Origin of the sequence: Saccharopolyspora karakumensis (assembly GCF_004349225.1) — a bacterium.
In the GTDB taxonomy this organism is placed as follows: Bacteria; Actinomycetota; Actinomycetes; order Mycobacteriales; family Pseudonocardiaceae; genus Saccharopolyspora; species Saccharopolyspora endophytica.
Window position 1 is genome coordinate 1 of sequence record NZ_SMLA01000046.1, and the last position, 25,653, is coordinate 25,653.

At 70.1% G+C, this 25,653-nt stretch carries 28 protein-coding genes and 1 pseudogene; 13 read left to right on the top strand and 16 right to left on the bottom strand.

Translation table 11 applies throughout. The features are described 5' to 3' along the window. From E1202_RS23605 to E1202_RS23620, 4 genes and pseudogenes are all read right to left on the bottom strand, one after another. Positions 1-210, bottom strand: a pseudogene (locus E1202_RS23605) (Pycsar system effector family protein); the annotation flags it as partial. A 115-nt stretch (positions 211-325) separates the two neighbouring features. Continuing rightward, positions 326-1,639, bottom strand: coding sequence for an MFS transporter (locus E1202_RS23610; RefSeq protein ID WP_132685325.1), 1,314 nt, complete (start codon positions 1,637-1,639; stop codon positions 326-328). A gap of 213 nt (positions 1,640-1,852) precedes the next feature. Continuing rightward, a complete protein-coding gene (locus tag E1202_RS23615) occupies positions 1,853-2,107 on the bottom strand; it encodes a DUF397 domain-containing protein (protein ID WP_132685326.1) in 255 nt (84 codons plus the stop codon). Further along, entirely contained in the window at positions 2,100-2,960 is an 861-nt protein-coding gene (locus E1202_RS23620) for a helix-turn-helix domain-containing protein (protein WP_132685327.1), read from the bottom strand. The genes E1202_RS23615 and E1202_RS23620 overlap by 8 nt, the downstream gene beginning before the upstream one ends. A gap of 121 nt (positions 2,961-3,081) precedes the next feature. Here E1202_RS23620 and E1202_RS23625 point away from each other — a divergent pair, with 121 nt between their 5' ends. Beyond that, positions 3,082-3,300, top strand: a complete 219-nt coding sequence (locus tag E1202_RS23625; protein WP_132685328.1) for a zinc finger protein — start codon at positions 3,082-3,084, stop codon at positions 3,298-3,300. Positions 3,301-3,423: 123 nt separating this feature from the next. On the opposite strand, the gene E1202_RS23630 is transcribed toward E1202_RS23625, so the two are convergent. Further along, positions 3,424-3,726: a DUF4190 domain-containing protein gene (locus tag E1202_RS23630; protein ID WP_132685329.1), complete on the bottom strand. Its 303-nt coding sequence runs from the start codon at positions 3,724-3,726 to the stop codon at positions 3,424-3,426. Positions 3,727-3,868: 142 nt separating this feature from the next. On the opposite strand from E1202_RS23630, the gene E1202_RS23635 reads away from it, so the two are divergent. Next, on the top strand, positions 3,869-4,378 hold the full coding sequence (locus E1202_RS23635; RefSeq protein WP_132685330.1) for a nitroreductase family protein: 510 nt from the start codon (positions 3,869-3,871) through the stop codon (positions 4,376-4,378). Here the strand turns inward: E1202_RS23635 and E1202_RS23640 are convergent. Then, on the bottom strand, positions 4,375-4,683 hold the full coding sequence (locus E1202_RS23640) for a hypothetical protein (RefSeq protein WP_207918891.1): 309 nt from the start codon (positions 4,681-4,683) through the stop codon (positions 4,375-4,377). The two genes, E1202_RS23635 and E1202_RS23640, sit on opposite strands and share 4 nt — an antisense overlap. A 266-nt stretch (positions 4,684-4,949) precedes the next feature. Here E1202_RS23640 and E1202_RS23645 point away from each other — a divergent pair, with 266 nt between their 5' ends. The 4 genes from E1202_RS23645 (at position 4,950) to E1202_RS23660 (ending at position 9,177) form a co-directional block, all read left to right on the top strand. After that, positions 4,950-6,269 carry an MFS transporter gene (locus E1202_RS23645; RefSeq protein WP_235878945.1) on the top strand — a complete coding sequence of 440 codons (1,320 nt, stop codon included), beginning with the start codon at positions 4,950-4,952 and terminating at the stop codon, positions 6,267-6,269. Next, positions 6,266-7,903: an AMP-binding protein gene (locus tag E1202_RS23650; RefSeq protein ID WP_132685331.1), complete on the top strand. Its 1,638-nt coding sequence runs from the start codon at positions 6,266-6,268 to the stop codon at positions 7,901-7,903. Before E1202_RS23645 ends, E1202_RS23650 begins: the two co-directional genes overlap by 4 nt. Before the next feature lie 63 nt (positions 7,904-7,966). After that, a complete protein-coding gene (locus E1202_RS23655; RefSeq protein ID WP_132685332.1) occupies positions 7,967-8,590 on the top strand; it encodes a ClpP family protease in 624 nt (207 codons plus the stop codon). After that, positions 8,587-9,177 carry a ClpP family protease gene (locus E1202_RS23660; protein ID WP_132685333.1) on the top strand — a complete coding sequence of 197 codons (591 nt, stop codon included), beginning with the start codon at positions 8,587-8,589 and terminating at the stop codon, positions 9,175-9,177. Before E1202_RS23655 ends, E1202_RS23660 begins: the two co-directional genes overlap by 4 nt. Here E1202_RS23660 and E1202_RS23665 read toward each other — a convergent pair. From E1202_RS23665 to E1202_RS23685, 5 genes are all read right to left on the bottom strand, one after another. Next, complete coding sequence (locus E1202_RS23665; RefSeq protein WP_132685334.1) at positions 9,174-9,509, bottom strand: helix-turn-helix domain-containing protein; 336 nt, start codon at positions 9,507-9,509, stop codon at positions 9,174-9,176. The genes E1202_RS23660 and E1202_RS23665 overlap by 4 nt on opposite strands. A gap of 103 nt (positions 9,510-9,612) precedes the next feature. After that, positions 9,613-10,476, bottom strand: a complete 864-nt coding sequence (locus E1202_RS23670; protein WP_132685335.1) for a PI-PLC domain-containing protein — start codon at positions 10,474-10,476, stop codon at positions 9,613-9,615. Between the two features lie 107 nt (positions 10,477-10,583). Further along, the gene (locus tag E1202_RS23675; protein ID WP_132685336.1) at positions 10,584-11,243 is read right to left on the bottom strand and encodes a YdcF family protein; all 660 of its coding nucleotides are present in this window, start codon (positions 11,241-11,243) and stop codon (positions 10,584-10,586) included. 50 nt (positions 11,244-11,293) lie between these two features. Beyond that, complete coding sequence (locus E1202_RS23680; RefSeq protein WP_132685337.1) at positions 11,294-12,256, bottom strand: S1C family serine protease; 963 nt, start codon at positions 12,254-12,256, stop codon at positions 11,294-11,296. A 78-nt stretch (positions 12,257-12,334) separates the two neighbouring features. Then, positions 12,335-12,970 (bottom strand): TetR/AcrR family transcriptional regulator, encoded by a 636-nt coding sequence (locus tag E1202_RS23685; RefSeq protein ID WP_132685338.1) that lies wholly within the window; start codon positions 12,968-12,970, stop codon positions 12,335-12,337. Between the two features lie 90 nt (positions 12,971-13,060). Between E1202_RS23685 and E1202_RS23690 the strand changes: the two genes are divergently transcribed. Together E1202_RS23690 and E1202_RS23695 are read left to right on the top strand one after the other, a co-directional pair. Then, complete coding sequence (locus tag E1202_RS23690) at positions 13,061-14,482, top strand: MFS transporter (RefSeq protein WP_207918892.1); 1,422 nt, start codon at positions 13,061-13,063, stop codon at positions 14,480-14,482. A gap of 11 nt (positions 14,483-14,493) precedes the next feature. Beyond that, on the top strand, positions 14,494-15,666 hold the full coding sequence (locus E1202_RS23695) for an FAD-dependent monooxygenase (protein ID WP_235878946.1): 1,173 nt from the start codon (positions 14,494-14,496) through the stop codon (positions 15,664-15,666). 5 nt (positions 15,667-15,671) lie between these two features. Here E1202_RS23695 and E1202_RS23700 read toward each other — a convergent pair whose 3' ends face one another. Together E1202_RS23700 and E1202_RS23705 are read right to left on the bottom strand one after the other, a co-directional pair. Then, a complete protein-coding gene (locus E1202_RS23700) occupies positions 15,672-16,430 on the bottom strand; it encodes an ABC transporter permease (RefSeq protein WP_132685340.1) in 759 nt (252 codons plus the stop codon). Between the two features lie 9 nt (positions 16,431-16,439). Further along, positions 16,440-17,441, bottom strand: coding sequence for a LacI family DNA-binding transcriptional regulator (locus E1202_RS23705; RefSeq protein ID WP_235878947.1), 1,002 nt, complete (start codon positions 17,439-17,441; stop codon positions 16,440-16,442). A 120-nt stretch (positions 17,442-17,561) separates the two neighbouring features. On the opposite strand from E1202_RS23705, the gene E1202_RS23710 reads away from it, so the two are divergent. Both E1202_RS23710 and E1202_RS23715 read left to right on the top strand, forming a co-directional pair. After that, a complete protein-coding gene (locus E1202_RS23710; protein ID WP_132685342.1) occupies positions 17,562-18,473 on the top strand; it encodes a dihydrodipicolinate synthase family protein in 912 nt (303 codons plus the stop codon). Positions 18,474-18,592: 119 nt separating this feature from the next. Beyond that, on the top strand, positions 18,593-19,876 hold the full coding sequence (locus E1202_RS23715) for an Nramp family divalent metal transporter (RefSeq protein WP_235878948.1): 1,284 nt from the start codon (positions 18,593-18,595) through the stop codon (positions 19,874-19,876). On the opposite strand, the gene E1202_RS23720 is transcribed toward E1202_RS23715, so the two are convergent. After that, positions 19,873-20,877: a tetratricopeptide repeat protein gene (locus E1202_RS23720; RefSeq protein ID WP_132685343.1), complete on the bottom strand. Its 1,005-nt coding sequence runs from the start codon at positions 20,875-20,877 to the stop codon at positions 19,873-19,875. The two genes, E1202_RS23715 and E1202_RS23720, sit on opposite strands and share 4 nt — an antisense overlap. 506 nt (positions 20,878-21,383) lie before the next feature. Between E1202_RS23720 and E1202_RS23725 the strand changes: the two genes are divergently transcribed. Then, positions 21,384-21,755, top strand: coding sequence for a DUF4345 domain-containing protein (locus E1202_RS23725; RefSeq protein WP_132685344.1), 372 nt, complete (start codon positions 21,384-21,386; stop codon positions 21,753-21,755). 475 nt (positions 21,756-22,230) lie between these two features. Here the strand turns inward: E1202_RS23725 and E1202_RS23730 are convergent, their stop codons facing one another. Beyond that, on the bottom strand, positions 22,231-22,899 hold the full coding sequence (locus E1202_RS23730) for a haloacid dehalogenase type II (protein ID WP_235878949.1): 669 nt from the start codon (positions 22,897-22,899) through the stop codon (positions 22,231-22,233). Positions 22,900-22,958: 59 nt separating this feature from the next. Here E1202_RS23730 and E1202_RS23735 point away from each other — a divergent pair, with 59 nt between their 5' ends. Then, complete coding sequence (locus E1202_RS23735) at positions 22,959-23,513, top strand: TetR/AcrR family transcriptional regulator (protein ID WP_132685345.1); 555 nt, start codon at positions 22,959-22,961, stop codon at positions 23,511-23,513. Here E1202_RS23735 and E1202_RS23740 read toward each other — a convergent pair. Beyond that, positions 23,505-24,677 carry an MFS transporter gene (locus tag E1202_RS23740; RefSeq protein WP_132685346.1) on the bottom strand — a complete coding sequence of 391 codons (1,173 nt, stop codon included), beginning with the start codon at positions 24,675-24,677 and terminating at the stop codon, positions 23,505-23,507. The two genes, E1202_RS23735 and E1202_RS23740, sit on opposite strands and share 9 nt — an antisense overlap. A gap of 117 nt (positions 24,678-24,794) precedes the next feature. On the opposite strand from E1202_RS23740, the gene E1202_RS23745 reads away from it, so the two are divergent. Then, positions 24,795-25,652 carry a helix-turn-helix domain-containing protein gene (locus E1202_RS23745; protein WP_235878950.1) on the top strand — a complete coding sequence of 286 codons (858 nt, stop codon included), beginning with the start codon at positions 24,795-24,797 and terminating at the stop codon, positions 25,650-25,652. Position 25,653: the final 1 nt, after the last annotated feature.

Genomic DNA, 25,653 nt, shown 5'->3' on the forward strand with positions numbered 1-25,653 from the left:
CCACAGGCCCACCCGCCCGGCCGCGGGCAGCGGGATGCGCTGGACCGCCGCCGCGCCCACCGTCACGATCGGTCCGAAGACCGCGAGCAGCACGCTCGCCTTCGTGTCGGTGCGGGCGATCGCGGCATCCGCCCTCGCCAGCTCGGCCCGCAGCACCTCCAGCGCGGCATCGCCGGTGTCCCGCTGCTCGTCGTCGGCCACAGCGCTCACGTTCACACCCCGTTCCGCCGGTCCGGCTGTCGGACCAGCGCACGGCGACGATACGGCGAGGAACCGCCCGGGGTGCGGGGAATTCGCGCGAATCCCCGCACCGCCGAGCAACGACCTACGCGTTCAGGTCGGTTCCGCGGGGTTCGCGGACCATGGTGACGGCGATGATCGAGATGACGCTGAGCACCATGATGTACGCCCCCACCGAGTAGGCGCTGCCCGTGGCCTGGGTCAGCGCTTCGGCGATGGTGGGTGCGAAGGCACCGCCGAGGATGGCGCCGAAGGCGTACCCGATGGACACCCCGGAGTAGCGCACCTTGGCGGGGAACATCTCGGCGTACATCGCCGACATCGGCCCGTAGGACAGCCCGATGCCGAACGACAGCACGACGATGGCCAGCGCGAACAGCACGCCGCTGCCCGTTCCCATCATGAGGAACATCGGCAGCATCCACACGAACACGGACGCGTAGCCGATCTGGAACGTGCGCACCCGCCCGATCCGGTCGGACAGCGCGCCGGAGTAGACGGTGAACACCAGCCACCCGACGGCGCCGACGATGGTCGCCAGCAGCACGGTCGGGCGGGACAGCCCGAGGGTCTTGCCGTAGCTGAGGAAGTAGGCGATGACCAGGTAGCCGGCGGCGTTGTTGGCGACGAAGATCAGCGCGGCCAGCACGACGTTGCGGGTGTTGCTGCGGAACAGCTCCTGCAGCGGCGCCGAGGTGTGGGCCTTGCGCTCCAGCATCTCCTGGAACACCGGGCTCTCCTCGACCATGCGGCGCACCAGGTAGCCGAACACGATGAGCACGACCGACACCAGGAACGGAATCCGCCAGCCCCAGGCGAGGAACTGCTCCTCGCTGGTCGACGAGCTGATCACCCACAGCACCCCGGTGGCCAGGATCAACCCGAGCGGCACGCCGGTCTGCGGGTAGGAGCCGAAGTACCCGCGCTTGCCGAGCGGTGCGTGCTCGACCGCCATCAGCGCCGCGCCACCCCATTCCCCGCCTGCGGAGAAGCCCTGCACGATGCGCAGCACGATGAGCAGGATCGGCGCCGCGACCCCGATCTGGGCGTAGGTGGGCAGCAGCCCGATCAGCGCGGTGGCCGCGCCCATCATGATCAGCGTCATGACCAGCATCGCCTTGCGTCCGAGACGGTCACCGAACCGCCCGGCGACGACCGCTCCGAGCGGCCGGAACAGGAAGCTGATGCCGATGGTCGCCAGCGACAGCAGGCTGGCGACGCCCGGTGCGTCGGCGCTCAGGGGCTTGAAGAAGTGCGGCGCGAACACCAGGCTCGCCGCCTGCGCGTAGATGAAGAAGTCGTACCACTCGATGGTCGTCCCGACGAGCGTGCTGGCGAGCAACCGCTTGTCATCCCGGGTGCGACCAGCGCCCGCAGCGTGCTGCACGGAGTCCGACATGGCTGAACCTCGTTGTTCCGTCGTCCTTGTGTTGGGTGCCTGTCTAGTCGGGACGACGCGCCAGGTCGAGTGCTCGCGCACAACGATTCACGGCGAATCCGGCCGGCGCCCACCGCCCGGAAGGTCCGGTTCAGCCGAAATGGCTTTCCGTGGTCGCACATTCACTCTCCGTATCACTGCGGACGCGGTTGCACCACCGTGCCCGCGGTGCCCTCAGAGCGAGAACCGGTCGCCCTTCACCGCGTCGATGAACGTCCCCCACTGCGACGGCGTCGCGGTGACGTACCCCGCGTCCGGCGTCTTGGAGTCGCGCACCGCGGCGTGGCCGGATAAGCCCCCCACCTCGACGCAGTCTCCGTTGGGGTGGCTGAAGCTGGACTTCCGCCAGCCGACCACGCGACCAACCTCGACGCAGTTTCCATTCGGGTGACTGCGCGAGGACTTCCGCCAACCCTGGATCTCACTCATCTCTCGTCCCCTTCTCCTCCGCGATACTTCTTATGAGCTCCGCGCTAGCCTCAGGGCTCAAGGCCAGCTTGCCGATCGCCTCGATCGCTTGTCGATACTCCTGCACATCAACGACATCGACGACGAAGGCACCAGAGCTGTAATGCTCGAAGTGCACCGTCGCGGGTGAGTCGGGGAACTCGTACAGGATGAACGGACCGACCAGCCCTGGATGCCAGCCGACGAGGGACGGAACCACCTGAATCGTCACGTTCTCCCGAGCCGTCAAATCTCGGAGGTGCACCAGTTGATCGGCCATAACCTCGGCGGTACCGATCTGGTCGCGGAGTGCGTATTCACCGATCAAAGCGTGGAACCGCAACGGAGACCTGCGTGTGAGCAGCTCCCGTCGTGAGGCCCTTACCATGGCTCTGGTTTCGATCTCGTTCGCCGGAAGGTTCGCTGCAACCGAAGCTGCGCGGGCATATTCAGAAATCTGCAACAGCCCGGGAACCACCATTGGCGACCATTCAATGGCCGTTGAAGCAGCTCGTTCGCATTCCACCACTCCCGCGAGCTGCTGCGGAATACCGGGGATGCCGACAGCGAGCCAGTTCGGCTCGCTGGCATGCCGGGCGAGGTCGACGAGTCGCCGCTTCTCCTCCCCGGTCACCCCGGCGACCGCCAGCAGAGATGCCACGTCCTCCGGCGTCGGCACCCTTCGGCCGGTCTCCCAGTGCGAGATCGTTCCGTGGCTCATTCCGAGCCGCTTGCTCAGTTCCCTTCCGCTGATCCCGGATTCTTCCCGAACCGTTCGGATTGCTGCCGCGAGCGCCCGCGCTCTCGGTGTTACCGCACTAACGTCTACAGGCACGAGACAGATCGTATGGTCGTCTACCTGGTATATCCATCCCACGATTAGGTAATTGATCACTGGCTACTAGACGTCGATTCTGGATTTGACACCATCGACATCGAATTGCCTGGGGGTTGCGATGTACAAGTTCCACTGGGTTCCGGCGAACTCAGCACGACATGCGAGCACCGACCGACGGCCGGAAGGCGCGTTGGTCTACCCGAGCGGAACCGCGGTCACGACGTTGTGCGGCGAGGTCGACCAGGTCGCGGACAACTCCGAGCTCGCGTGGCTGTGGGCGACGTGCCCGGAGTGCTATCAGGCGGCGTTGCGGATAGCGAGGGCAGCAGACGGATGACGACACGTCCCTGAATCAGGGACCGCTCGGCCGGACTCCGCGCCGAGACCGGTTCCAGGTCGGCCGGTGCTCCTTCCCCTCCCCCGGCACCGGCCGGCCGTCCCCTCGAAGCAGAACGCGCGATTACGCCCCCAATGCGGCGGTGGTGGACGCGCCGATCATGACGACCAGGAAGAAGAGGAAGACCATCGCCCACACCGCCAGGACCACGTACCCCAGCACCAGCCCGGCGATCGCCATGCCGTACCCCGACTGCGGCGGGTTGTTCCTGATGTCGCGCGCGGCGAGGTGGCCGAAGATCACTGCCAGCGGCGCGATCCCGAGGATGCCCAGGAGCAGCGCGGCCACCGACATGCCGTTGGTGGGCGCTGGGGACGTCATCGCCGGTGGCACGGGTCGGGGGTAGTACGGCTGTTCGGCGGTCATGTTCGGATCCCCTCAGCTGTTGTCCGGCTCTAGTGCGGAAGGTGCCGGTGGGCCTTCCCCGCAGGCAGGGGCGAAAGGTCCGGTCGCGGGGCGCTGGCAACTCCCCTCACCAGCCGCGACGCAGGCCGATAGTGTCGGCCGCATGGCAGATTCACTCCGAGCGCTGGCGTCGTTGCGGGCCACCAGGTGGTTCACCGATGACGCGGTGAGCGACGACCTGCTGCGGTCGGTGCTGGAGACCGCGCGCTGGACGGGATCCGCGCGCAATCGCCAGCCCTGGCGGTTCCACACCGTGCGGAATCCGGAAGCGCGCGCGGAGCTGAGTCGCTGCGGCGCTTACGCGGTGCACCTGCGAGCGGCGCCCGTGGTGCTGCTGCTCGCCCTCGACCTCAACTGGAGCGATGCCGCGTTGGACGGTGGCCGGGTGGCGCAGAACATCATGCTGGCCGCGCACGTTCTCGGGCTCGGCTCGTGCCCGGTGACCTTCTTCCCGGAGGACAACGTCGAGCGGGTCACCGCTCTCGCGGGGTTCTCGGCCCCGTGGCAGGTCCGCACCGGGATCGCGCTGGGGCACCCCGCCCCGAGCCCGGCGGGTCGATCGGCGATCCCGACCGGCCGGCTCTCGCTGGACGAGCTCTGGACCTCCGACTAGCGCGTCTCGGTGGGTTCGCGCTGCTGCTCCGGTCTGCGGAGAAGGTGGAAACCGCGCAGCCCGAGCCAGGTCAGCACGGCGAGCACCGCCACGACCAGGCACTCGATCAGCGGGATGCGCACGATCTCGTCGAGCTCCGTGAGCGACCGCGTCGAGTACACCGCGATCGCCGCGCCGAGGTAGACGGCGACCAGCACCCAGCGGGTGCTCCTCGCCAGACCCGGGCCGTGCATCTGGGAGATGACGAAGACCCCCAGGAAACCGAAGAGGAACATCGGCCGCAGGCCGTCAGGCCCGGAGTTCATCACCGCCACCAACTTCCACTGAAATCAGGTCCCGAACTTCAGTGGAACTCGGACTCCTGTTCCCCCTCGACCCCGGCCTCGGACGTCCTCTGGACCCCGGTCCCGGACTTCCACCGAACTTCGCTGCCGGATTCCCACTGAAATCGAGGGTCGGACTTCCACTGAAATCCAGGGGTTCGGGGCCGGGGACGGAGTTGGCCGTTCTTGACCTGGGATGATCGGGGTCGTAGCTTGCCTAGCAAGCGCTTGGTTCGGCGGAGGAAGTGGTGTCAGTGGCGATGCCCGGGTCGGTTCCTGTTCCGGAGGCGGTGGACGGCCGCCAGGTGCGGAAGGTGGCGCTGTCCGGGCTGCTGGGCACCGTCATCGAGTACTACGACTTCCTGCTCTACTCGACGATGGCGGCGCTGGTGTTCGGGACGTTGTACTTCCCGGGGTCCAACCCCGCCGTGTCCACCATCGCCGCGTTCGGGACGTTGGCCGCGGGGTACGTCGCGAGGCCGCTCGGCGGACTGATCTTCGGGCACTTCGGCGACAAGCTCGGGCGCAAGTCCGCGCTGGTCATGAGCATGGTGCTGATGGGTGTGGCGAGCGTGCTCATCGGCGTCCTGCCCACGTACTCGTCGATCGGGTTGACCGCGCCGGTCCTGCTGGTGCTGCTGCGCTGCGTGCAGGGGATCGCGGTCGGCGGCGAGTACGGCGGTGCGGCGCTGATGGTCATCGAGCACGCCGATTCGCGTCGGCGGGGAGCGTGGGTCGGCATCATGCAGGCGGGCTCGCCGCTGGGGTCGCTGCTGTCGAACGGGGCCGTCGCGCTGGTGACGTTGCTGCCCCGGGAGGACTTCGTGTCCTGGGGGTGGCGGATTCCGTTCCTGGCCAGCGCGATCCTGCTGATCATCGGCCTGTACGTCCGGTTGAGCGTGGTGGAGAGCCCGCTGTTCCGGCAGGCGATGGCGAAGGCGGGTGAGCGGGAGTCGTTGCCGCTGCTGCGGGTGCTGCGGCGCCCGCGCGCGGTGCTGCTGGCGTGCGCTGCGGGGATCGGGCCGTTCGCGATGACGGCGCTGATCGGCTCGCACAGCGTCGCCTACGCCAAGGGGCTCGGCTACGACCTGCCGGACATCATGCGGGCGCACCTGCTGATCAGCCTGACCGGGCTGATCGGGATCCCGCTGTTCTCCGCCCTCTCCGATCGCATCGGCCGACGCCGGGTGCTGCTGATCGGTGCGTCCGGGGGCGTGCTGTTCGCGTTCCCGATGTACGCCCTGCTGGAGTTGCGGACCGTGCCGGCGATGATCGCGGCGCTGGTGATCGCGCAGATCTTCCAGAACCTCATGTACGCGCCGCTGGCACCGATGCTCTCGGAGATGTTCGGGACCCGCGTCCGCTACACCGGGGTGTCGCTGGGGTACCAGATGGCGAGCCTGCTCGGCGCGGGCTTCACGCCGATGATCGCGGCCGCGCTGGTGGCCGGCACCGGCGGGTCGAGCCTGCCGTTGAGCTGCATCATCGTGGGTGCGGTCGGTGTTTCCATCGTCTCGGTGCTGCTGATCTCCGAGACCCGCGGCCGGGATCTCGGGGAGGAGCGGTGAGCACGTTCGCCGAGGTCGTGCGCGCGCGGGCCCACGACGAGCGGGTCGGGCTGCGCTTCGAAGAGCGGTCGTGGACGTGGGCGCAGGTCGTCGCCGAAGGGGCGCGGCGCGCGGCGTGGCTGCGCCGGACGGGTGTCCGGCACGTCGGACTGCTGCTGGAGAACGTGCCCGACCACGTGTTCTGGATCGTCGCCGCCGCGCTGGAGGGCGCGGTCGTGGTGGGCCTCAACCCGACCCGGCGGGGCGTGGGGCTCGCCCGCGACATCCGGCACACCGACTGCGAGGTCGTCGTCACCGAGACGCGCTCGGCCGGGCTGCTCGACGGGATCGACCACGGGGCCTCGGTGCTCGACGTCGACAGCGACCTCGACCGACTTCCGGATCACGCTGCTCTGCCGTCGGTTTCACCGGAGCCGGACCGAACGTTGTTGCTGCTGTTCAGCTCCGGTTCGACCGGGGCGCCGAAGGCGGTGATCTGCTCGCAGGGGCGGTTGGGCGCGCTCGCGGAGTCGCTGGCCATGCGCACCGAGCTCACGCGGGACTCGGTGTCGTACCTGTGCATGCCGTTGTTCCACGGCAATTCGGCGATGATGAACCTGGCCCCGGCGATGCACGTCGGATCGACGGTGTGCCTGGCCCGGAAGTTCTCCGCGTCCGGGTTCGCGCGCGACGTCCACCGCTACGGCGTCACGTTCGTCAACTACGTGGGGCGCGCGCTGTCCTACGTGCTCGCCCAGCCCGAGGGCCCGGCAGACCGGCGCAGCACGCTGCGCCTCGCCGTCGGCACCGAAGCCTCACCGGCCGACGCCGAACGCTTCGCCGAGCGCTTCGGCTGCCGGGTCTCCGAGGGGTACGGGATGAGCGAGGGCGTGCTGCGGATCAATCGGACCCCCGACAGCCCACCGGACTCGCTCGGCCTTCCCGTGGACGGGATCGACGTCCGGGTGCTGCGGGAGGACACCGGGACCGAATGCCCGCGCGCGGTGTTCGACGAGCGCGGTCGGCTCGTCAACGCCGATCAGGCGGTCGGTCAGATCGTGGCGATCGGCGGGGCTCGGTCCTTCGAGGGCTACTACAACAACCCGGAGGCGGAGGCCGAGCGCGTGCGCGGCGAGGACTTCTGGACCGGCGACCTCGCCTACCGCGACGCCGACGGCTTCTTCCACTTCGCCGGGCGCACCGCAGACCGGCTCCGCGTCGACGGCGAGAACTTCGCCGCGGCGTCGGTGGAACGCATCCTCCAGCGCTGGGAGCCGGTCGAGGCGGTGGCGGTCTACCCGGTGCCGGACCCGCGCACCGGCGACCAGGTCATGTGCGCCCTCCAGCTGCGGGGCGAGTTCGATCCGACGGCCTTCGCCGATTTCCTCGCCGCTCAGCCCGATCTGGGCACCAAGTGGCTGCCCCGCTTCGTCCGCGTCACCGGCGAAATCCCCCTCACCGCCAGCAACAAGACGGCGAAAACCCCCTTGCGCCACGAGGCCTGGCGCACCGACGACCCCGTGCACTTCCGCCCGACCGCCCAGCTCCGGTATCACCGCTTCGGCGCGGAAGACCTGCGCCGCTGGGAGAGCGCCTTCGCCATCGACGCCCGCGCAGCGCTGCTGCCACCGGAACCCGGCTCACCACGCCGCTGACGGCGGATCTGCTCAGGGCAGCGCGGGGGGCCGCGAGCGGGGTTCCGGCGGCATGGTCGGGGCATGGCCAACGATGAGAAGCAGCCGATGTTCGACCACCGGCTGCGCGAACGGTTCTTCAGCCAGCGGGTCCTGGTGCTCGACGGCCCGCTCGACGACGACAACGGGACGGTGCTGATCACGCAGATGCTGTCCCTCGCCCACGCCGATCCCGGCAAGGACATCGCGCTGTGGATCCACTCCCCCGGCGGCTCGGTGCCGTCGATGCTGGCGATCCGGGACGTGATGCGGCTGGTTCCGTGCGACGTGTCGACGCTCGCGCTCGGACTCGCGTGCAGCGCGGGGCAGTTCCTGCTGTCGGCGGGCACCCCCGGCAAGCGCTTCGCGCTCCCGCACACCCGGATCCTGATGCACCAGGGGTCGGCGGGGATCAGCGGTTCGGCCGTCGAGGTGGAGGTGCAGGCCGACGACCTGCGCCACACGCGGGACACGGTGCTCGGCCTGATCGCCGAGGACACCGGGCAGCCCGTCGAGAGGGTCTTCGCCGACTCGCTGCACGACCGCTGGTTCACCAGCGAGCAGGCGCGCGACTACGGGTTCGTCGACCACATCGTCGAGGGCCTCGGCCAGGTGATGCCGATGCGCACCCCGATGGGCCTCGGCGTGGAGACGGGGGTCCGAGCATGACCAGCTACACGATCCCGAACGTGATCACGCGCAGCACCAACGGCGAGCGGATCATGGACGTCTACTCGCACCTGCTCGCCGAGCGCATCGTCTACCTCGGCACTCCCATCGACTCCGGTGTCGCGAACGCGCTGATCGCCCAGCTGCTGCACCTGGAAGCCGACAGCCCCGACCAGGAGATCAACCTCTACATCAACTCCGAGGGCGGCGACCCGTCGGCGATGCTGGCGCTCTACGACACCATCCGCTACATCAAGGCCCCGGTCGCCACGACCTGCGTGGGGCAAGCCGTCGCGGCGAGCGCGGTGCTGCTGGCCGCCGGTGCGCCCGGCCGTCGCGCCGTGCTGCCGCACACGCGGGTGGTGCTGCACCAGCCGGCCGCTCAGGGCCGGGGCACGATCCCGGACCTGATCCTGCAGGCGGACGAGGTGATCCGGGTCCGCACCCAGCTGGAGGAGATCCTCTCCAAGCACACCGGCCAGGACGTGCCGACGCTGCGGCACGACACCGACCGGGACCGCGTCTTCGACGCGCAGGCGGCGGTCGCCTACGGCCTCGCGGACCACGTCCTGGACGAGCGGAGCTAGGCCGCCATCAGCAGCGGACCGGCCGGGCGACCGGCGGGAGCGGGGGCCACCGGCCCGCTGCGCCGGACCTGCCCGGCGATGCTGCCGAGCAGATCGGCCAGGTCGATGCCGAGCGCTCCGGTGACCGCGGCGATCATCTCGCTGGAGGGTTCCTTGCGGCCCCGCTCGATCTCGGAGAGGTACTGCGGTGACACACCGGCTCGCTCGGCGACGTCGACGAGCCGGTCACCCCGCTCCTCCCTGGTCGCACGCAGGCTGCGGCCGAGCTCCTCGCGCCACAGCGGCTCGGGCGCGGCCTTGCGCTTGCGCTGGAAGTCGAGAACGTCCGCCATGCGCCCATCCTGACACCGGTCGAGCGCTCAGCATCGCGGTTCCGCTGACGGCGGAACTCGATCACTCCTGCCGCGGGGTCCTGCTGGATCTTGGCGGCGGGCCTCACGAGTTCTGCTCGGCGGGGTCGTGGGACTTCAGGAACTCCTCGAGCGCGGTGAGGTGATCGGTGTTGATCTGGTCGACGTCGGCGTCGACCAGCTCGCGCCAGACCGCTTCCCGGGCACCGGGTTCGATGTCCGGGGTGGCCCAGAACCGCACCTCGTGGCCCCCGGCGTGGGCGCGATCGACGAGCTCGTGCAGCTTCTGCCGTTCGTGCTCCGGCATGGGGCCGATGCCTTGCCAGGTGAACAGCCGGGTCCAGCTCTCGGAGAGGACCACGAGGTCGGCGCTGGTGGCGTCGGCCGGGGGCGGGGTGACGATGCGGCCGTCTCCGGACGCCCAGCGGACCGGGTCGTCGAAGGCCTGGTTGGCCAACTGGCCGGAGACGACGACCTCGACGGCGCGGGTGGTCTCGCGGTCGTTCGCCCACGAGCTGACCAGCTGCGGACGGTCGTTGAGCTGATCGTTGAGCACGTCCCACACCGCCTGGCCGCCGTCCTTGACGTCGACGTAGAGGCGCAGCGGCTCGGTGGAACCGTCGTAGATCTCGCCGCCGTTGGCACCGGCGATCTCGGCCAGCGGCTCGAGGTAGAGCGACTCCAGGGTGCGGCTGCAGTCGGGTGCGTCGTGGCCGATGCACAGTTCGCCGTCCACCAGCCAGACATCGGCCTCGACGCTCCGGAAGCCGTGCGAGAGCGCGTCGAACAGCGGCCGCTGGTGCTCGTAGTCGTTGTGAGCGTGAGCTCGCTCCAACGGCTGCACCCCGTCGGTCGGGCCGGGAGCCGGCTCCGCGTGGGCGGTGACGGGCAGGACGATGAGCGCGAGAGCGGTCTGGGCGCCCAGGAGGAATGTCCGAGTTGCACGCATGCGCGCTATCCGAGCAGCGCTAGCGGGCGCCGAGGTGGCCTGTCGGTGACCGACGGGGTGCGCCCGGTCGACTGCGGCACGAACTCTACGATCGCGGGCTCGCGCGATCAGTCCTGGACGAGGCGGCGGGTGTAGCCGGCGGTCAGCAGGCGGCGGTAGGCCGCTTCGACCTCGGCGGGCACGTCCTGCGGAACGGCGAAACCGCGTTCGGCGTAGGCGGTGATGCGCTGCGTGTCGCCGACGAGCATGTCGATGACGCGGTCGGCGTCGCCGATGGCTCGGACGTAGTCGTCCAGCGGGGTGCGCTGCGCGCTGCAGATGATGTCGACCTCGGGCCAGACCTTCTTCGCCGTGGCGAAGGCGCGTCGCTGCTGGTAGGGCTTGGACACCAGCAGCAGGGACTCGACCTCGCGGTCGGCGAGCGCCTGGCGGGTGAACTCGATGTTCTCGGCGGTGTTGGTGGCTTTCGGCTCGACGAGGATCGCCGCGTCCGGAACGCCGAGTTCGATCGCGTGCTCGCGGTAGTGGACGGCCTCGCCGCGCGGGAAGCGCTCGACGGTCGTCGCTGCGTTGGCGCCGGTGAACACGACCAGCGGGAACCACCCTCCGCCGTAGAGCTCGACGATGTGGTCGGCGACGCCGAGATCGTGGCTGCCCAGCCCGACTCCGACGTCGCAACGCCGCAGCTCGTGCCCCATGTCGTGGTAGTCCCACAACATCTCCGCGTCGGCGCGGTGCTCCTCCGGAACGGCCGTGCTGATCCCCATCGACGACTCACCTCCGCAGCTCGGGCTGATCCGGCGAACCTATCCTCCGGTCAGGCCGCCGCGTCCTGGAGCTCGGTGGGTTCGGCGATGACGTCGACCATCGCGCCGTTGCGGGTGACGGTGATCTGCAGCGGCTTGCCGATGGCCTCGGCGAACATGAGCCGCTGCAGCCCCTGGGCGTTGCGGACCGGTTCACCCGCGGCGGTCAGCACGAGGTCGCCGGGGTGGAGGCCCGCGCGGTCGGCCGGACTGCGGCGCACGACGTCGACGACCCGCAAGCCGGTGCGCTGGTCGATGCGCCGGGCCAGTTCCTCCGGCAGCGGCGCGGGTGTGGTGACCAGACCGAGGTAGGCGCGGCGAACCCGCCCGGTGCGCATCAGCGAGTAGATGATCCGGCGGGTGGTCGAGTTGATCGGGATCGCCAGTCCCACACCGATCCCGGCGACGGCCGTGTTGATCCCGACCACGACACCTCGCGCGTCGGCGAGGGCGCCGCCGGAGTTGCCGGGGTTGAGCGCGGCGTCGGTCTGGATGACGTCCTCGATCATCCGAGCGGCGTGACCGCCGCCCGAGGGCATCGAGCGCCCGAGCCCGCTGACCACCCCCGCCGTGACCGAACCGGTCAAGCCGAGCGGATTGCCCACCGCCACGACGAGCTGGCCCACGACGAGCTCGTCGCTGTCGCCGAGCTCCACAGGTTTCGGCGTCCGCCCGTCGGCGCGGACGACCGCCAGGTCCGACAGCGGATCGGCGCCCACCAAGGACATCTCGGCGCTGGTGCCGTCGGCGAAGTAGGCGGTCCCGCTGCGCGAACCGCCGAGGACGTGCGCGTTGGTCAGCATGAAACCGTCCGCGGTGAACACCACGGCCGACCCCTTGGCCTCACCCCACGCCCCACGGGTGCGCAGGCTCGCCACGCTCGGCGTGATCTCCGCGGCCACCGAGCTCACGGTGCGCGAATAGGCATCCATCGCCCCCGCGTCGGACGATTCGGGAGCTCCGTGCTCAGCCATCTCGACCTCCCCGCCTCAAGCCGTTGCCGGGATAACACCGCCCCACCACCAGGACATTCCCGGCGAGACCCCGGAGGTTCAGCGGTAGGCGCGGAGGAAGGCGTCGACTCCGTCGGCGATGAGGGCGTGCAGCTCTCCGGTGTTGCGCGCCAGGTCCGGGTCCTCGTCGATGACGTCGAGGGCCAGGCGCATGGTCAGGGCGATGAAGTGCTGGACCGCGCGGCGCGGGTCGGGGACGTGCAGGTCTCCCCTGTCGGCGTACCGGGTGAAGCGCTGCTCCAGGGAGCGTTCCGGTTCGTCGTCGAGCCCGTCCGGCAGTCGCGGTGCCGGCGGTGCCTGGGCGTTGAGGCGGCGGAAGTTGACGTAGACCGAGGACGGGAAGGTCTCGGTGGTGACCCGCTGCGCGAAGGCGTGCAGCGCTTCGCGCAGGTCCCGGTCGTCGGTGAGCTCTTCGTCGATGGCCGCGCGGATGGTGGTCAGCAGGACGTCGCCGGAGCGCTCCAAGACCCCTTGGAACAGGGCGCGCTTGTCGCCGAAGTGGTCGTAGACCGTGCGCTTGGAGACCTCGGCGCGGGCGGCGATCGCGTCGACGCTGGTGACCTCGAAGCCTTCGGAGACGAACAGCTCCTCGGCAGCGTCCAGGATGGCCGCGCGCTTCATCTCGGTCCGCTTGCGCCGGCCGGGTGACTGCGGGGCCGTGCTGGGTGTCGCCATGGTTCACATCCTATTCTCAGCCAATTCACACTACACCGTGTAGTGTAGTTTTCGTCGGGTCAAGCGCTCACCGAACGCGAGGAGCGGTTCATGCAAGCCGTAGACGGCGCCCAAGCCGGACTGCACACCAGGTGGAACGGGCGACTCATCGGCCTGGTGGCGGTGCTGGTCCTGGTCAACTTCATGGTCGACACGGCCATCTCAGCGCCCCTGATCGTGCTGCCGGAGATGCTCGACCACTTCGGCACCGACCAGGCCGCCTGGCTCAACGCCAGCGCGATGCTGGCCGGAGCGATGTGGGCTCCCCTGCTCGGCAAGAGCGCCGACGTCCACGGCAAGCGCCGGATCCTCGTGCTGACGCTGCTGATCAGCTGCGCGGGAGCGCTGGTGTGCGCGGTGGCGCCCACCGCGTGGATCTTCGTGATCGGCAGGCTCATGCAGGGCTCGGCCGTGGCCGCGCTGTTCCTGACCGTGGCGATCGTGCGCGACGTCTGCGCACCGCGGCTGTCCATGGTCGTGGTCGGCATCGTGACCTCCGGATCGGCCGTGCTCAACATCGGTTCGCGCTTCGCGGCGGAGAAGCTGGCCGCCGAGAACGGCTTTCAGATCATCTTCGTCATCTCGGCCGCGGTGGCGGCGGCGATGGCGCTGGTGGTGCGCGGCGTCGTGACCGAATCCCCGGTCACCACGCCCGGCCGGATCGACTTCGGCGGCGCCGCGCTGCTCGGTGGCGGACTGATCGGCGTGCTCAGCTACATCAGCCTCGGGTCCGAGATCGGGTGGCTGGAGATCGGACCGATCGCACTGCTCGTCGGCGGCGCAACGGCGCTGGCCCGGTGGTGGATCGCCTCGGGCCGCACCCCGGAACCGCTGATCGACGTGCGCCGGTTGGGCGGGCCGCTGCTGCTCACGCTGCTGGTCATCGTGCTGTCCACCGGCTCGTACCAGAGCATGCTGCAGCTGATGCCGCTGGTCGGCGAGGTTCCGCTGAGCCAGGGGCTCGGGTACGGGCTCGGCGGGCAGGGGTCGCTGGCGATGCTGCTGGCCGCGCCCGCCATCGGCGTCATGATCGGCGGCCCCCTCGCGGGCGCGCTGGCGGGGCGCTTCGGGCCGGTGGTGACGCTGGCGGGCGCGGTGGGTCTCGGGACGATCGGCACCCTCGGCATGTTCGTCGGTGTCGCGTCCTTCCCGGCCGCCCTCGTGTTCGCGCTGCTGCTCGGGTTCACCGTCGGGGCGCTCGGCACGTCGGGGTTCAACGTGGCGGGCAGCCTCGCGCCCGCGAGCCAGCAGGCGACGGTGTCGAGCCTGGTCATGGTCATGGTCGCGGTCGGCTCGGTGGTGCTCAACTTCGTGGGATCGGCGGTGCTGCACTCCACGGCGCTGCCCTCAGGTGGCGGAACCGTGAACTCGGGGCTGGGCGTCTTCAGCTACCTCACGATCGCCGCCGTCGCGTTCGGCCTGTCCACGGTGACCGCCGTCGTGCTGACCCGCCGGCAGAAGTCCATCAGGTGAAGGAGGAAGACGTGCGAGTTCTGGTTTCAGGTGCGAGCATCGCGGGCCCTGCGGTCGCGTTCTGGCTGCACCGCAACGGGTTCGAGGTCACCGTCGTCGAGAAGGCCGCATCGGTGCGCAACGGCGGGTACCCCATCGACGTGCGGGGCACCGCGCTGGAGGTCGTCCGCCGGATGGGGGTCCTGCCGCAGCTGCAGCAGGCCGACATCCAGACGCAGCGGCTGACGTTCCTCGACGCCGACGGTTCCGTCGCTGCCTCCGTGCACCCCCAGCACGTCGTGGGCGGTGTCGACGGGCACGACCTGGAGGTCCGGCGCGGCGATCTGACCCGGGTGCTCCACGAAGCCGTTCGCGACGACGTGGAGTTCGTGTTCCACGATTCCATCGACGTGCTCGACGAGCGCGAGGACGGCGTGCGCGTCACCTTCCGCAGCGGTGCGCAGCGGGATTTCGACCTCGTCATCGGCGCCGACGGGTTGCACTCCCGGACCCGGGAGCTCGTCTTCGGGCCCGAGCTCGGGTTTCACCGCTACCTGGGGTTCTGCTTCGCCGGTTTCACCACGCCCAACACCTTCGGGCTCTCCCACGAGGGCATCATGTGGAACACGCCCGGCAAGGCGGCGGCGCTCTACGGCGTCCGGGACAGCGAGGAGCTGCACGGCTTCCTCAACATCGCCCGCCCGCAGCCGTCGATGGGGCTGCTGCGCGATCCCGACGCGCAGCGAGAGCTGGTCGCCGACGCGTTCGCCGATGAGGGGTGGGAGATCTCGAGCCTGGTCAAGGCGATGCGCGAAGCCGACGACCTGTTCTTCGACACGGTCAGCCAGATCCACCTGCCCGCGTGGTCGCGCGGCAGGGTCGCCCTGGTCGGCGACGCGGCCCACGCCCCGTCCTTCCTGACCGGCCAGGGTTCCAGCCTCGCGCTGGTCGGCGCCTACATGCTCGCCGACGCGCTGGCGACCCACGCCGACCACACCGAGGCCTTCACCGCCTACGAGGCCGCCACCCGCGAGTTCGTCGAACTCAACCAAGCCCTCGTCGGCGAAGGAGACGCAGCCCTGTTCCCCACCACCCGGGAGGCGCTGGAGAAGCGCAACGCGGGCCTGCGCTCACTCGCCGAGATGCCACCCGCGGCCGGCAGGCCGGAGCACTCGGCGTTGACCCTGCCCTCTCCCAGGGGCTGATCGGATCACCCGTGGTGCGCGGCCGGTCGGGTGACCAGGCCGCGCGCGACGATCTCCAGCACCGCCGCGATCGCCACCGCCTCCACCGCCAGCAGCCCCACCAGCACGAACAGCTGCACGGCACCGGCCTGCAGCGGACTGGCACCGCCCAGCAGCATGCCGACGAACGCGCCCGGCAGGGTCACCATGCCCACGGTGCGGGTCTGGTCGAGCGCGGGGACCAGCGCCGTTCCGGCCACGGGACGGGCGATTTCGAGCCGGGAATCGCGTGCGGACAACCCCAGCGACAACGCCGCCTCCACCTCGCCGCGGCGCTGCGCCAGCTCGTCGAGGAGCCGACGACCGGCCAGCGCCGTGGCGGTCAGCGCTCCCCCGATCAGCTGGCCGATCAGCGGGATCAGCACCAGCCCGGTCAGCGGCACCGCCCGCGACACCAGCAGCACTCCGGCCACCGGCGCGACACCGGCGGCGATGGGGACGGCCGCCCACCACCACGTCCTGTTGCCGGTGATGCGCCGTCCCGCCGTGCGCGCCGCGATCGCGAACATCACCACGATGAACGCCGCCACCAGCCACGACCAGCGCACCACGGAGGTGATGATCAGCGACACCAGCAGCAGCTGCGCCGCCCCGCGCAACCCGGCGGTGATCACGGCCCAGTGCCGCGCGAACCCGCCGAGGCGCACCACCGCAGCGGCCGCGACCAGCAGCAGCACGACCACGGCACCGAGCACCGGCGTCACCGGAATCGTCCCAGAACCCACCCGGCGACCTTACGGCCGAGGCCCGTCGGATCCCAGTTGCCGGGGAGCGGCAGTGGAGCCGCGCGGGATGAGAGTAGGGGCGCTCACCAGGGTTTCACCGGCCCCCGGCCCGTCGTCGAGCAGCAGGCGCAGGGCGTCGGCGGCGATCTGCCTGAACGGCACCCGCACGGTGGTGAGCGGCACCGGCAGCCTGCTGACCACCGGGATGTCGTTGTAGCCGACGATCGACACGTCCCGGGGGACTTCCAAACCCAGCGCGTGCGCGGCGGCGAGCACCCCGATCGCCGTGTTGTCGTTGACCGCGAACACCGCGCTCGGCGGATCTGAACGATCCAGCAGCTGGCGCCCTGCGACCTCACCGGCCTCGATCGAGAACGCGTCACCGGCGACCAGTGCCGGGTCGAAGCCGAGTCCGCCGCTTTCCAACGCCTCCCGGTAGCCCGCTGCGCGCCCTTGCGCGCTCGAGGCGTACGCGGGCCCACCGACCAGGCCGATCCTGCGGTGTCCGAGGTCGATGAGGTGCCGGGTCGCCAGCTGCGCTCCGAGGCGGTCGTCGCCGATGGCGGCCGGGCTGCTGCCGTCGGTGCGCAGGGCCAGTGCGTAGGAGGTCTTGCCGACGTCGACCGGTTCCCCCACGCGCGCCGTGGTGAGGATGAGCCCGTCGACCCTGCGCCTCCGCAGCGACTGCACCGCCTTGTCCTGCACTTCCGGCAGGTCTTCGGTGGTCGCCACGACCGTGAACAGGTCGCGTCCGGCCGCGGCCTCGGTGATCGCCTCGTAGAGCATCGCCATGACCGTGTCGGTGAGCCTGGGAACGATCACTCCCACCGTGCTGGTTCCGGAACGGCGCAGCCCGGATGCGAGCGGGTCGCGGACGTAGCCGAGTTCGGCCGCGACCTCGCGAACGCGCTCCGCCGTCGCGTTGGTGGAGCGCGGGAGGCGCTCGTCGAGCACGCGGGAGACCGTGGACTTGCTGACCCCGGCCGCCCGGGCCACATCGAGAATCGTCACCACACCCGGAGCCTACCCGAAGATGGGAACGTTCCCGGGATCGGTCTTGACACTCGGCGAGTCGTGGCACATCGTTTTGGGAACGTTCTCGCTACCGTTCCCAGAATGGAGTTCCCAGGCATGTCTCTCGATCTCCGCGGCCTCAACCCCGCTCCGGTCACGCCGTTCACGCCGGACGGCGAGGTCGACCACCAGGCGATGGCCAAGCTCGGCCAGTGGCTGGCTGGCCACGACGGCGTCAAGAGCCTCGTGGTGCTCGGCCACGCCGGCGAAGGGACCTTCCTGACCCAGGACGAGCAGGTGGCCACCATCTCCCAGCTGGTCGACTCCGTCGACGTCCCGGTCATCGCCGGGATCACCGGCGAAGGCACGCACGTGGCGGTCGAGGAGGCCAAGCGCGCGGTCGCCGCCGGAGCCGAGGCCGCGCTGGTGTACCCCTCGCACGGCTGGCTGCGGTTCGGCTACCAGCAGGGAGCCCCGCAAGAGCGCTACCGCGCGATCTACGAGGAGGCGGGCCTGCCCTGCATCCTCTTCCAGTACCCGGACGTCACCAAGGCGAACTACGACCTCGACACCCAGCTCGAGATCGCCGCCCAACCAGGCGTTTTCGCCACCAAGAACGGCGTGCGGAACATGCGTCGCTGGGACACCGAGATCCCCGTCCTGAGGCGGGAGAACCCCGGTCTGCAGATCCTGTCGTGCCACGACGAGTACCTGCTGCACACCATGTTCGACGTGGACGGCCTGCTGGTCGGATACGGCAACATCGCCCCCGAACCGCTGCTCGAACTCATCGCGGCCGGAAAGGCCCAGGACTACGCGGCGGCCCGCGCCGTGCACGACCGCCTGCTGCCGGTCACCAAGGCCGTCTACCACCGCGGCTCGCACATGGAGGGCACCGTGGCCCTCAAACTCGCGCTCAAGGCGCTCGGCGTGCTGGAGAACGCGACCGTGCGCTCTCCCCTGATCGACCTCTCCGCCGAGGCCGAGCAGGAGATCGTCCAGGCGCTGCGCAGCGCGAAGCTCATCTGAACCGACCCGCGGGCCGGGTGCGCGAGCGCATCCGGCCCTTCCGGCCACCCGGCCGGTCCGGTGACAATGCCGTCCCCGAACGACCCCGCGACAATGCCGCGTGGGGGTGAGGAAACACCATGTCCGACGCAGCACCCGCCCGGATGAACACCGGGCCCAGCGACACCTCCGGTTCCGCTCCAGTCGGCCGTGGCCGCCGAGTCCTGCGGATGCTGGCCCTGATGGGGCCTGCCTTCATCGTCGGCGCCTGGCAGTTCGGGCCCGGCAACCTCACCTCGGCGGTGCAGGCCGGCAGCCGCTTCGGCTACTCCCTGATCTGGGTCATCGCCATCTCCACCGCGCTGATGCTCATCTACGCCGACATGAGCATCCGCATCGCACTCGTGTCGAAGGGCTCGGTCGTCCAGACCATCAAAGAGCACCTCGGCCGTTGGGTCGGCGGGCTCGCCGGGTTCGGCGTCTTCGCCATCACCCTGATGTTCTCCGTCGGCAACGCCGTCGGCTCGGGCCTGGGCCTGTCCCTGGTGTTCGGCGGCTCGCCCATGTGGTGGACGCTGGCGTGCACGACCGTCGTCGTCGGCATCCTCTTCGCACGGCGGCTCTACACGCTCATCGAAAAGCTCGTGCTGGTCATCGTCGCGGTCATGGCGGCATCGTTCGTCGCCACCGCGATCGTCACCCGGCCCGACTGGGGAGCCGCCGCCGTCGGGTCCGTCGTCCCGGTCGTGCCCGCAGGAGTCGGTCTGCTGATCGTCGCCCTCGTGGGCACCAACTTCTCGGTCAACGCCGCGTTCTACGCCGGCTACGCCTCACGCGAGCGCGGCCTGCGCCGCGATCAGTACCGCGAAACGACCATCGCCGACACCATTCCCGGCATCGTCGCACCCGGAATCATGACCGCACTGGTCATCATGGCCGCAGCCGCGGTCCTGCCCGGCGTCGGCGGCGAGGACGGCGCCACGCTCAAGCAGTTCTCCACCGTCCTCACCCCGATCGCCGGTGACGTCGGGCGGACCATCTTCTCGCTCGGCTTCACGGGCGCGGCTCTCTCGGCGATGATCGCCAACGCAACGGCAGGCGGCACCCTGCTCTCCGACGGCCTCGGCTTCGGCAACAGGCTCGCCTCGTGGCGGGTCCGCGCCGGCATCCTGGGCGTGCTCGGCTTCGGCGCCCTCGTCACCGTTCTGGCCCGGGGCGAGTCGCCGGTCCAGCTGATCATCGCCGCCCAAGCGTTGACGGTCGTCGTCGCTCCCGTTCTGGCGGTGCTGCTCGTCGTTCTGGCCAACCGGCGCGACCTGATGGGCGACCTCCGCAACAAGTGGTGGCAGAACGCCCTGGCCGCCATAGGGCTCGTCGCGATCGTCGCCGTCTGCTACCAACTCGCGGTCACCAGCTTCTCCTAACCGACGAGTTCGTGGCGTGCGGCCTGCGCCATGTCCGCTGCGTGGTGCAGGCCGCTCTCGGTGAACCGGGTGTGCAGAGCCAGGAGGGCCTGATCGGTTTCGGCGGGCGAGGCCCCTCGGCGGGCTCGGCTCTTGACGAGGCCGAGCCGGGCGAGGGCTTCGCCGCGGGGTTCGGAGATGCGGGTGAACTCCTCGACGGTGTCGCGGTAGACGCGCTCTGCTTCGGCATAGCGGCCCGCCCGGTAGAGGACGTTACCGCGCATCTTGTGGTTGTAGGCCAGGGCCGCTTCCAGGCGCATGTCCCGGCACGTGCGTTCGGCGTCGGCCAGCAGGTCCAGGGCCTCGTCGGGTTCGCCGCGCAGCGAGGTGAGGTCGGCGATGCCGCGCAGCGCCCAGGCCCGGCCCCGCTGGTCGTCGCCGTCGGTGGCGATCTGGCAGGCTTCGGTGAACATGGCCAGCGCGGTGTCGTAGTCGCCCCCGTGCCGGTGGATCTGGGCGATCCCCTCCAGCGCCCACACGACGTGCCTCGGCTGACCGATCTGCCGCGCCTCGGCCAGCAGCTGCTCGTGGAGCCGCAACGTTCCGGCGAAATCGCCTTGCACGCGGCCAGTTTCGGCGAGCCCGGCCAGCGCGTACCCCCGCGCCATGGGATCGGTGCCGCGCTCGGCGGCCTCGACCGCGCGCGTCAGCAGCCGGTGCGCCAGCACGTAGCGACCGCGCTGCCGGGCGAGGGTGCCACCGCTCCACAGCGCCCAGGCCATCGCGTCCTGGTCGCCGGCGTCCCGTGCGGTGCGGTAGCTGGCGCGCCAAGCGCGTTCAGCGCGCTCCACCCGGCCCAACCGCCTGCACGCCTCGGCGATGGCCAGCAGCGCACCCGCGCGTTCACCCGGCGTGGTCGCCGCCGCGTCGTGCCGTTCGGCCTGTTCGAGCACCTCGTCCAGCGACGCGTTCACCGACAACGCCGCGAGGCCACCCCGGTACTCATCCGCCTTGGCGTGCATGCCACTCCCTCCAGTAGACCGACCACACCGGTCCGCGAGGGACGGCATGATCATTTCCACTGAGGACGCTACGGAGAAAGCGGAACCGAAACCTCAGGTCTCACCCCGGAAACGGCCCCCGAGCACCCCTAGGGGCCGTCCCGTACATCAAAAGTCGGTCATCCCCCACCAAGGCACTCACAACCCGGAATACCGCCGCAATCGGGCACCCGAAACGGCAGTAATCCGTGCTCCGATTACTGCGGTCTGGAGCGGCTGTGCCGGCGGTTCCCTGGACCTCTCATGTCACCCTCCCGATGTCGCGAATCCGCTCGAAGTAGTGGAAACCGCGCCGAATTCGCGGCGGCCGAGCAATATCAAGCCACGCCTGACCGAAAAAGGAGAGCAAAGACGAAAATGCAGTGGAGGGAATAGGCGATCCCTATGGCCTCTCAGCACTTCTCGGAAGCTCGCAGCGGCACTGGCGTGTGACGATCCGCTGCACCCGAAGCGGAGGAGCCGGTTCGATGGAGGAAGTGGTGTTGGTCGCGAGTGCGGCGTTCTTCGCCGCCATGGGCCTGTTCGCGCTGGCGGCACCGGCAGCCCTGGTGCACCCGTTCGGCCTGGTGGCCACGAGCGCGGTGAGCCGTTCCGAGGTGCGCGCGGTCTACGGCGGGTTCGGCGTCGCGATGGCCGGAGTTCTCACCTGGTGCGCCACGGATGACGACGCGATGCGCGACGGCGCCGCTTCGGCGGTCGGAATCTCGCTGGCGGGCATGGCGGTCGGCCGGGCGATCTCCCGCCTGCTGGACGCTCCAACGAGCTTCTACCCGAACTGGTTCTACTGCCTGGTCGAGATCACCGTCGGCGGGTTGGTCATGGTCGTCCTGCGAACATGACGACCATGACCGCGGAGGGCCGGAAGGTGTGGCTGTCGCCGGGCCGAGCCACCTACCTCGGGCCGCAACTGCGGTGGGACCGGCACTCCACCCCGGTGGACTACCTCGCGATCGACGTCGACGACGCGTTCACCGTCCACTCCCCCGAAGGGTCCCGGCGTCGCCGGAGCGCCCTGGTACCGGCGCGCGTCCAGCACCGGATCGACGCCGGTCAAGGACGGGTGCTCCTCCACTACCTCGATCCCGGACCGGCACGCGCCGCCGAGGTGCGGAGCCGCATGAGCGAGACGCTGGAACCGATCGGCGCCACCCACCTCGCCGAGCAGGCGATGCTCGCCCAAGTGCACGACCCGGACGAGCTCAACCGGCTAGCTCCACCTTCCGCCGGATGTTCGACCTCTCCGCGACAACCCTCCTGGCCCCAGATCATCACCACGCACGCAGTACGTGCTGATCCGGCGTCGGGTTTTCGGTGTCACCTGGTGGGTTTGAGGAGGTCTCTCACGAGGGTGGGGAGGTCGTCGGCTGTGGTGTCGGCTGGGTCGAAGGTCGGGTTGTAGCGACCTTCGAGGCGGCTGACCCAGCCCGTTCGCAGGCCGGCTCTCTTGGCGCCGTGGCAGTCCCAGGCGTGGGCGGCCACCAGTGCCACCTGTTCCGGGGCGAGGTCGAGCCAGGTCGTGGCGTAGCGGTACGCGGCGGGGGCGGGCTTCCACGCGCCGACGTCGGCGCAGGACAGGACCGCTTCGACGTGATCGGACATCCCGTTGTGGGCGAAGAAGCCGCTGATGACCTCGGCGTTTCCGGTGGTCAGGCCGATGACGCGCACACCGGCCGATCGGAGCTCTTCCAGTGCCGGGAGCACGTCGGCGTGCGCCCGGAAGCGGTCCCAGCCGCGCAGCACGTGGTCGATCGTCTCCTGGCCGACCTCCTCGCCGGTGATGTCGCGCAACGCCGCCGCGCAGATCTCGTCGAAGCTGCGGTAGCCGCCCGCGGCGGCGAGCGCCATGCCGTCGCGGACCGCGCGGGTGAACCACGGCTCGAAGAGGCTTGCGGGATGACCGCGTTCGGCCAGTCGACCCGGAACCTCCTCCAGCGACATCAGGGTTTCGACGACGTCGAACGCGACGGCCTTGAGCTCGGGCACGGCTCCTCCTACAGCAGAACGGTCGTTCTAGGCAGAACGATCGTTACACTAGTTCCGTGATGGCGAAACCGGCAACCCCGGCGCGGGAGCGCCTGCTCGCTGCGGCGGACGAGCTGTTCTACGCGCAGGGCATCAACGCCACCGGCATCGACGCGATCGTCGAGCGCGCGGGCGCGGCTCTGGCGACCTGCTACAAGCACTTCGGCGGCAAGGACGAGCTCGTGGCCGCCTACCTCGCCCAGCGCGACGAGCAGTGGCGGGCCGACTGGGAAGCGGCCATCGCCGAGAGCGATGACCCCCTGCTGGCCCTGTTCGACGCGCTGGAGCGGTGGTGGGCCGCCACCGGCCACCGCCGCGGCTGCGCGCACGTGGACGCGACGGTGGAGCTCACCGACCCGGACCACCCCGCGCTCGCCGTCGTCGCCGAGCACAAGCGCCACCTGCTCGACCGGCTCACCGAACTCGCTGCCGCCGAGGGATCGTCAGCTCCCGGGGAGATCGCCGCGGACCTCCTGCTGATCTACGAGGGCACGCTCAGCGCACTCCTGCTGAACATCACCCCCGACCCCTTCGTCCAGGCCCGGCGCCTCGCCGCAGCACGCACCTCACGCTGACTGCGCGACGCGGACTTCCGCTGACGCGGCACGCGTGCGGGGACGCGTCATCAGGAAGGCGACCAGGCCGAGCGCTGTCATCGCCGCTCCGACCAGCGCCAGCACCGGGTAGTCGGGCGTGCGGGCCAGGACGCCGCCGCCGACGGCTGAACCGAAGGCGACGCCGAAGTTGAACGCGGCCGCCGCCAGCGCCGAGACCAGCGCGGACGCCGTTCCGGCGACCTGCAGGACGTAGGACTGCAGCGGCGGCACCATGCCGAAACCCGTCCCGCCGAGCAGCACCAGCAGCACGATCACGACCGGCAGCATCGAACCCAGCGCCCACAGCGCCAGCAACGACGCGACGAGTCCACCGAGGATCACCACGACCGCGTGCGTGACCGACCGGTCCGCGTACCGGCCGCCGAGGGTGTTGCCGACGATCAGCCCCGCGCCGAACAGCAGCAACAGCCAGGTCACCGAACCCTGCGACACGCCGGTCACCGAGGCCAGGTAGGGCGCGATGTAGGTGTACACGACGAACAATCCGCCGTAGCCGAGCGAGATCGCCAGGAACGCCGTCCACAGGCGACCGTTGCGCAGGACGCCGAAACCGCGGTCCTCCGGCTCTCCCCCACCGGGTGCGTCGGGCAGCACCAGCCACATCGCGACGACCCCGACGGCGGCGAGGACCGACACGAGCCAGAACGCGGCCGACCACCCCATGGCCCGGCCGGCGAGGTTGCCGATCGGCACGGCGATCACGTTGGACACGGTGAACCCGGTGAACACCACAGCGATGGCGGACCCCTGCCGGGAAGGGGTGACGAGACCGCGGGCGACGGTGATCGCGGTGCCGAGGAACCCGCCCAGCATGGCGCCCGCCACGGCCCGCGACAGCGACACCACCAGCAGCGACCCGCTGCTCGCGGTGATGGCGTTGGCAACCAGGAACACCAGCGTCAGGCCGATGACCAGGGGCTTGCGGGGCAGGCGCAGGGTGGCGGCGGCCACGAGCGGGCCGCCGATCACCGCGCCGAGCGCGAAGCTCGTGGTCACCCAGCCCGCCATGGGCACCGAGATTCCGAGATCACCGCTGATGAGCGGGAGCAGACCGTTGGGCACGAGCTCGGCCGTGCCCAACGCGAACGCGGTGAGGGCCAGAGCGACGATCGGGATTGGCATGACCTCGACACTGCGCGGCACCGCGGACGCCCACCAGGCCCCGGTTGTGCCCTCCCCGCCGTGGGTGGCACCAGCAGGGATACCCTCGCACTCCCCGAACCGAGCTACCGTTGAAGCGTGAACGATCCGGGTGAGCTGGGAGTCTTCCTGCGGGGCAAGCGCGCCTCGCTGCCGCCGGAGGCCACCCCGCTGAACGGCTTCGGGGTGCGCAGGCGCGTTCCCGGACTGCGCCGGGAGGAGGTGGCTCAGCTCGCCGGCGTCAGCGTGACGTACTACACGCGGCTGGAGCAGGGGCACAGCCGCAACGCCTCGGACGAGGTGCTGCTCGCCCTGGCTCGAGCGCTGCAGCTGTCGGTCACCGAGACCGAACACCTCCTCGACCTGGCGCGCACCCACCGCACCACGACCGATCCCGGTCCTGAGTCGGCCACACCGAAGGCCCTGGAGCTGCTGTCGCTGGTGTCCGCCCGTCCGGCGATCATCCTCGGCAGGCGCAACGACGTCCTGGCCTGGAACGAGCTGGGTCGCGCCCTGGTGGCTCCGCACCTGCCCGCCGACGCCCCGGAATCGGCCGCGACGCGTCCATCGTTGCCCAGGATGCTCTTCCTCGACGCGCAGGCCCGAGCTCTCTACCGCGACTGGGGCCTGGAGGCGGCCGACTACGTCGCCTACCTGCGCATGGCCAGCGGGAAGTACCCCGATGACGAGGCGCTGACCCGCATGATCGGTGAGCTGTGCATCCGCGACGACGCGTTCGCCGACCTGTGGGCCTCGGGCCGGGTCGGCGAGTGCGTGGCCGGGACCAAGCGGATGCGCCACCCGCACGCGGGCGACATCACCGTCGACTTCCAGCTGTGGGCCCAGTCCGACCGGCCCGAGCAGCGGCTGGAGATCTACGACCTCCGCGACGACCCGGACGGAGTCCGCACCCGGGCTCTGCTCGGCAACCGCGTCACCGAGCCCGGAAACGGGTGAG

What these genes read in the sequence shown, in the direction of transcription:
- E1202_RS23610 (WP_132685325.1), bottom strand. Translation starts at nt 1,639, where the DNA reads ATGTCGGACTCCGTGCAGCACGCTGCGGGCGCTGGTCGCACCCGGGAT.
- E1202_RS23615 (WP_132685326.1), bottom strand. Translation starts at nt 2,107, where the DNA reads ATGAGTGAGATCCAGGGTTGGCGGAAGTCCTCGCGCAGTCACCCGAAT.
- E1202_RS23625 (WP_132685328.1), top strand. Translation starts at nt 3,082, where the DNA reads ATGTACAAGTTCCACTGGGTTCCGGCGAACTCAGCACGACATGCGAGC.
- E1202_RS23630 (WP_132685329.1), bottom strand. Translation starts at nt 3,726, where the DNA reads ATGACCGCCGAACAGCCGTACTACCCCCGACCCGTGCCACCGGCGATG.
- E1202_RS23635 (WP_132685330.1), top strand. Translation starts at nt 3,869, where the DNA reads ATGGCAGATTCACTCCGAGCGCTGGCGTCGTTGCGGGCCACCAGGTGG.
- E1202_RS23640 (WP_207918891.1), bottom strand. Translation starts at nt 4,683, where the DNA reads ATGAACTCCGGGCCTGACGGCCTGCGGCCGATGTTCCTCTTCGGTTTC.
- E1202_RS23655 (WP_132685332.1), top strand. Translation starts at nt 7,967, where the DNA reads ATGGCCAACGATGAGAAGCAGCCGATGTTCGACCACCGGCTGCGCGAA.
- E1202_RS23660 (WP_132685333.1), top strand. Translation starts at nt 8,587, where the DNA reads ATGACCAGCTACACGATCCCGAACGTGATCACGCGCAGCACCAACGGC.
- E1202_RS23665 (WP_132685334.1), bottom strand. Translation starts at nt 9,509, where the DNA reads ATGGCGGACGTTCTCGACTTCCAGCGCAAGCGCAAGGCCGCGCCCGAG.
- E1202_RS23670 (WP_132685335.1), bottom strand. Translation starts at nt 10,476, where the DNA reads ATGCGTGCAACTCGGACATTCCTCCTGGGCGCCCAGACCGCTCTCGCG.
- E1202_RS23675 (WP_132685336.1), bottom strand. Translation starts at nt 11,243, where the DNA reads ATGGGGATCAGCACGGCCGTTCCGGAGGAGCACCGCGCCGACGCGGAG.
- E1202_RS23680 (WP_132685337.1), bottom strand. Translation starts at nt 12,256, where the DNA reads ATGGCTGAGCACGGAGCTCCCGAATCGTCCGACGCGGGGGCGATGGAT.
- E1202_RS23685 (WP_132685338.1), bottom strand. Translation starts at nt 12,970, where the DNA reads ATGGCGACACCCAGCACGGCCCCGCAGTCACCCGGCCGGCGCAAGCGG.
- E1202_RS23690 (WP_207918892.1), top strand. Translation starts at nt 13,061, where the DNA reads ATGCAAGCCGTAGACGGCGCCCAAGCCGGACTGCACACCAGGTGGAAC.
- E1202_RS23710 (WP_132685342.1), top strand. Translation starts at nt 17,562, where the DNA reads ATGTCTCTCGATCTCCGCGGCCTCAACCCCGCTCCGGTCACGCCGTTC.
- E1202_RS23715 (WP_235878948.1), top strand. Translation starts at nt 18,593, where the DNA reads ATGTCCGACGCAGCACCCGCCCGGATGAACACCGGGCCCAGCGACACC.
- E1202_RS23720 (WP_132685343.1), bottom strand. Translation starts at nt 20,877, where the DNA reads ATGCACGCCAAGGCGGATGAGTACCGGGGTGGCCTCGCGGCGTTGTCG.
- E1202_RS23725 (WP_132685344.1), top strand. Translation starts at nt 21,384, where the DNA reads ATGGAGGAAGTGGTGTTGGTCGCGAGTGCGGCGTTCTTCGCCGCCATG.
- E1202_RS23735 (WP_132685345.1), top strand. Translation starts at nt 22,959, where the DNA reads ATGGCGAAACCGGCAACCCCGGCGCGGGAGCGCCTGCTCGCTGCGGCG.
- E1202_RS23740 (WP_132685346.1), bottom strand. Translation starts at nt 24,677, where the DNA reads ATGCCAATCCCGATCGTCGCTCTGGCCCTCACCGCGTTCGCGTTGGGC.